4 protein-coding genes and 1 pseudogene are annotated in these 5,120 nt (G+C 52.7%); 3 read left to right on the top strand and 2 right to left on the bottom strand.

What is annotated here, in order from left to right; all coding sequences use genetic code 11:
• A pseudogene (locus tag RT340_RS21780) lies at positions 1 to 428 on the bottom strand (hypothetical protein); the annotation flags it as partial.
• A 136-nt stretch (positions 429 to 564) separates the two neighbouring features.
• Between RT340_RS21780 and RT340_RS21775 the strand changes: the two are divergent.
• From RT340_RS21775 to fhuE, 3 genes are all read left to right on the top strand, one after another.
• Positions 565 to 1,050, top strand: a complete 486-nt coding sequence (locus RT340_RS21775; RefSeq protein ID WP_313377733.1) for a LysR family transcriptional regulator — start codon at positions 565 to 567, stop codon at positions 1,048 to 1,050.
• A 7-nt stretch (positions 1,051 to 1,057) separates the two neighbouring features.
• Positions 1,058 to 1,447, top strand: a complete 390-nt coding sequence (locus RT340_RS21770) for a LysR substrate-binding domain-containing protein (protein ID WP_313377731.1) — start codon at positions 1,058 to 1,060, stop codon at positions 1,445 to 1,447.
• Positions 1,448 to 1,809: 362 nt separating this feature from the next.
• On the top strand, positions 1,810 to 4,005 hold the full coding sequence (gene fhuE / locus RT340_RS21765) for a ferric-rhodotorulic acid/ferric-coprogen receptor FhuE (protein WP_313377729.1): 2,196 nt from the start codon (positions 1,810 to 1,812) through the stop codon (positions 4,003 to 4,005).
• Positions 4,006 to 4,128: 123 nt separating this feature from the next.
• Here fhuE and RT340_RS21760 read toward each other — a convergent pair whose 3' ends face one another.
• On the bottom strand, positions 4,129 to 5,109 hold the full coding sequence (locus RT340_RS21760; protein WP_409566176.1) for a nickel/cobalt transporter: 981 nt from the start codon (positions 5,107 to 5,109) through the stop codon (positions 4,129 to 4,131).
• Positions 5,110 to 5,120: the final 11 nt, after the last annotated feature.

The following is a 5,120-nucleotide window of genomic DNA, read 5'->3' as shown; positions in this document are numbered from 1 at the left end:
AGATTGATGTGGACCAGTTTGGCGCCACCGGCCACGGCCTGATCGCCGGTGCCAATCCCCTTATTGCCCGAATCCATCACCCATAGATCGCCATCCGGACCGATGCGCAGCGCATTAACGTGGTAGAAATGATGCTCCGGATCGTTAGCGTTCCACTGATTCCAACTGTCATCGGGAAAGGCTTTCAGCTGATTGTTGATCACTTCTGCCAGTTGCAGACCCGCACCTTCCGATTGCGTTAACGAGGCGAACAAACGGTTGTCATGACTGACGGTAATGCCATTCCACACGCGTGGTGAGGTGGCGACCTGCTCCAGACGACTGTCCTGTTGCGTTGGCAACGTCACGGGCAGCGTGTCTTGTGCCAAAACCTGTGCGCTGCTGGCCAAAGCGATCATCGCGACCAGTGTTTTCAGTGAATGTTTCATCCTTTACTCCCTTGTTAAGCGCCACAAGGTGACGCGAACAGCGTGTTGCTCTGTTGTTAATGTCATTCCATCCTGGCAGCGTAGAGTGATAAATTATATTCTCTGAATTTTATCAATTGATTCCTGGTGGGAATGAATGGAACTGAAAGATCTGCATTATCTGCTGGCGGTGAAGGAAACAGGACATCTGGGTAAGGCGGCGCAATCCCTTGGTATCACTCAGCCCGCCTTAACCAAATGTCTGCAACGTCTGGAGAAGTTTTACGCCACGCGGTTAATTCTCAAGGTGGGGCGTGGGATGCAACTCACCGAAGCGGGACTACTACTTTGTGAACGTGCTCAAAAAGTCGTGCACATGATGCAGGTCACCCGGCAGGATTTACAGGCGCTGGGTGCGGGAACGGCGGGCGTTATCCGGTTAGGCGTGGCGGCCACGGCAGCGGAATTTATGCTACCGGTACTGAGTAAGGACTTGTTGCACAAAGCTCCCACCGCCAGACTCGAAGTGACGGTCGGGATGAATGATTTGCTGCAAAAGCTGCTGCGTGAGAACAAAGTCGATTTGATTCTGGGTTTTCTGCCGCAGGGGGAACAGCGAGTTCATTACCCGGCCGCTGATTGAGGATCCGGTGGTTATTGCCGCCAGCCGTCACCATCCGCTGGCGAATATTCATCCGACGCCTGAACAGCTTGATGAATATAACTGGTTGTTACCTTCCGATAACGTCGCGACGCGTCAGTGGCTGGAACAACGCTTGCGCAGCGGTGGCTATGCGGCGCCGCGCGCGCAAATGGAAAGTAATACGCTGTCCCCGCTGCGCGCCGTGCTGGCGCAAACCCAGTTGTTGAGTTTTCTTTCCCGCCGCTTATTAAAAGGTGAGGGCGGTGAGTTGATTGAAATTCCACTGCCGCTGGTCATGATGCCGCGTACCTTTGGCTGGCAATTCCGCTCACTCAGTGAGCTTTCACCCGCTTCACGTCTTCTGGTGGATTTGGCGGAAAAACGCTGGCCCTGGTGATCCGTTGAATACCATCACGACGAGAACCTGTGATTTATCACAGGTTTGCTCCAATAATCTGCGTGATAATGTCCGAAAATAACCCACCTGTATTATTAATCATTGAAGAATAAGGAAATATCCAAATGTAAAATTGCCGGATAAGCGGTAACAATTTCTTGCAATAGTAATCTTAATGCGTATATTTCTCATTTGCTTTCTTAACGGCATCTTTACGGTCGTTCTGTTTGTGCCAGGACGGCACGGTCGGGAAATACCTCATCCTGATATTTCTTTTCAGCACGTTATTTATGGCTGGATCTAACAGACGTCAGCAGCTATGCCGCCAACACAAAATAACGATAAGTTGATTGAGGAATATTATGTCTTTCAAAGAAAAGCGCGTCAGGGAATCAGGCCGTGCACCGCAACGTGCATTGCGTATCTCTGTACTGGCAATGATGGTAGCGTCAGGTATTGCCCAGGCCGCGGATAGCACCAAAACAGAACAAACTCTGACTGTGGATGCCAGCGCCAGCAGCGATGCGCAAGAGCAGGCAGCAAAAGATTACAGCGTCCCGGTCACCCGTGCCGGTACCAAAATGGCATTGACCGCACGTGATATTCCGCAATCGGTCAGCATTGTCAGCAAGCAGCGTATGCAAGATCAGCAGCTGCAATCCCTGAATGACGTACTGTCGAATACCACCGGTATTAGAGGCGTCAGCAGCGATATGGATCGTACGAACTACTACTCACGCGGTTTCATCATCGATAACTACATGGTTGATGGCATACCTACCGCTTTTGCATCACGCTGGAACCTGGGCGATGCCCAAACCGATATGGCGTTGTACGAGCGCGTTGAAGTGGTGCGCGGTGCCACCGGCCTGTTGACCGGCCCAGGTAACCCGTCAGCTTCCATCAACATGGTGCGTAAGCACGCCGACAGCAAAGAGTTCACCGGGAATCTGGAAGCGAGCTACGGCAGCTGGGATAAACAGCGCTATGTCGCCGATCTCTCTGCGCCGCTGTCGCCTGAAAGCAACGTGCGTGGTCGTGTAGTCGCAGGTTACGAAGATAAAAACAGCTTTATCGAGCGCTATGGTTTCGAGAAGAAGTTCATTTACGGTGTGGTGGATGCTGACCTGACCGACAAAACCAAGCTGTCAGTGGGTTATGAATTTACCCAGGTCGATACCGACTCCCCAATGTGGAGTGGTTCGCCGCGTTGGTATACTGACGGTTCACAAACGCATCTACGTCGCGGGTATAACACTTCGCCAGAGTGGGCTTACAATAACAAAGAAAACAAAAAGGTCTTTGTTAACCTGCAGCAGAACTTCGATAACGGCTGGAACATTACGCTTAACGGCACACACAATGAGATGTTCCTCGACAGTAAGCAGCTCTACATTGATGGCTATTTCGATAAGAACACCGGTATCGGCACCTCGCCATATGCTAATTACCCTGTTGTAGGCGGCACTGGATACAACACCGGTAAACGTAAAGTCGATGCCGTCGATGCGTTCGCCAGCGGCCCGTATGAATTGTTAGGTCGCCAACATGAACTGATGGTGGGTGTGAATTACAGCCGTCAGGATAATAAATACTACAGCGCGTGGGCAAATATTTCGCCGGCCGAGCTGGGCGATTTCAATAACTTCAATGGCAACTTCCCGGAAACCGACTGGAATCCACGTGAGCCGGCATCAGACACGCAATTAGTGCGTCAGAAATCCGCTTATGTCGCCACTCGCATTTCACTGGCCGATCCGCTGCATGTTATTTTAGGTGCGCGTTATACCAACTGGAATCGTGAGACGCTGAGTGCAGAGATGGAGAAGAACAACACGACACCTTACGGCGGTGTGATTTGGGACTTCTATGATAACTGGTCAGCTTACGCTAGCTATACCTCAGTATTCCAGCCACAAGATTATCAGGATGCTTCGGGTGGTTACCTTTCACCTGTCATTGGTAAGAACTATGAAGCTGGTGTTAAGTCTGATTGGTTGAACAGCCGTCTGACCACTTCAATTTCAGTATTCCGTTCAGAACTGGACAACGTTGCGGAAGCAACTGGGGCGACCAACCCGGATACCGGTAATGCCATCTACGTTGGTAAGAGTGGCGTAGTCAGCCGTGGCGTCGAGTTCGAAGTGAACGGTGCGCTGACGGATAACTGGCAGATGACCTTCGGTGGCACCACCTATGTGGCTGAAGACCGTGATGGTGAGAACGACAACTCACAGCTGCCACGCACCTCGTTCAACCTGTTCACCAGCTATCGTCTGCCGATGCTGGATCAGCTGACGCTGGGCGGCGGTGTGAACTGGCAGTCGAAGACGTACAAAGACGTTGGCGCACCGGACGGCAATGGCACCTGGCGCGCACGTCAGGGCAGCTATGCGTTCGTTGATCTTTTCGCACGTTACGACGTGACGAAAAACCTGAGCGTGCAGGGAAATCTGAACAACCTGTTCGATAAAGAGTATGACGAAAACGTCGGTAGTGGCGGCATCGTTTATGGCGAACCTCGTAGCTTCTCGGTGACTGCGTCTTACCGTTTCTGATTTCAACCAACCGGGCACGCAGCGATGGGTGCTCTGCCAGGATTCACGTGGGTGTTCGTGAGTTAATGGCAGGGGCGGCAAGGATGCCGGCCCGGCGTTGTTCGCATCAGACTTGATAAATTATCAACATCCCGCCGCAATATAATCCCCGTTCGCACTGATCGGTACCACGGTTAAAAACAGCACCAGCGCAAATAAGATCAGCAAAGCGCCTCCGGCAATACGTACCATCCCCAGTATTTGGTGCGTGCGTGGCGATGACTCAGCCAACCACAATTCTCCCGCGCGATGACGGAAATGGCGAACAAACAGGGCCAGCGCAACCAGCGCCATGCCGGTGCCGAGTGCCATGGTCATCACCGCAAACATGCCCCAACGGGTAATACCAATCACGCTAGCAAACAGCAGCACTGTGAGTGCGCCGCTGCAAGGGCGTACACCGGTGGCAATTATAATGCCGATCCACGCTTTCCAGTTATCCACTGATTCCGTAATTATGCCGTGATAATGGCCACAGCCGTCATGATGCTGCTCATGCTCATGCTCATGCTCATGCTCATCTTGATGCTGATGCTGATGCTGATCTTGGTGCAGGTGTTGATGTTGGTACAGATGCTTATTGCGACCTCGCCAGGCTTGCACCATCATCATCACGCCGAGCGCGGCGATAAACAGCGCGCTGGCTTTTTCCAGATACCAGCGACTGCTGCTGAGATCGCCGGTCGTCAGGTTAAAGCCAACGGCCAGGATAAACACAAAGGCGATGGCGCTGAGGCCCTGCACCAGGCTGCCAAGAAACGGCACGCTGAGCGCGACACCGCGCGGCGGTTGATGAGTAGTGAGCCAGGTGGTGACGATAAATTTGCCATGTCCGGGGCCAACCGCGTGCAGGATGCCATAAATGAAGGTCACGCCGATCAACCACAACCCCGCGCTGTATTGCCCGCTATTGATTTGCAGCAGATGCGTCACCAGCAGGCGGTGGAGTTGGATCTGCGTTTGCAGTGTCCCGGCGAGAAAAGCCGTCCATTGGGAAAACAGCACGGCGAGCGCGGCGAAAATTGCTAGCGCTGCAAGGGTAAATCCGGTTTTGGAGGTCATCATCACTATCGACT

Origin of the sequence: Pantoea sp. CTOTU50773 (genome assembly GCF_032082325.1) — a bacterium.
GTDB lineage: Bacteria > Pseudomonadota > Gammaproteobacteria > Enterobacterales > Enterobacteriaceae > Pantoea > Pantoea communis.
Note: the sequence above shows the minus strand (reverse complement) of the source record. Positions and strands in the feature narration are given on the sequence as shown.

Bases quoted from the DNA above. Each gene is read 5' to 3' on its own strand.
- RT340_RS21775 (WP_313377733.1), top strand. From the start codon at position 565: ATGGAACTGAAAGATCTGCATTATCTGCTGGCGGTGAAGGAAACAGGA.
- fhuE (WP_313377729.1), top strand. From the start codon at position 1,810: ATGTCTTTCAAAGAAAAGCGCGTCAGGGAATCAGGCCGTGCACCGCAA.
- RT340_RS21760 (WP_409566176.1), bottom strand. From the start codon at position 5,109: ATGATGACCTCCAAAACCGGATTTACCCTTGCAGCGCTAGCAATTTTC.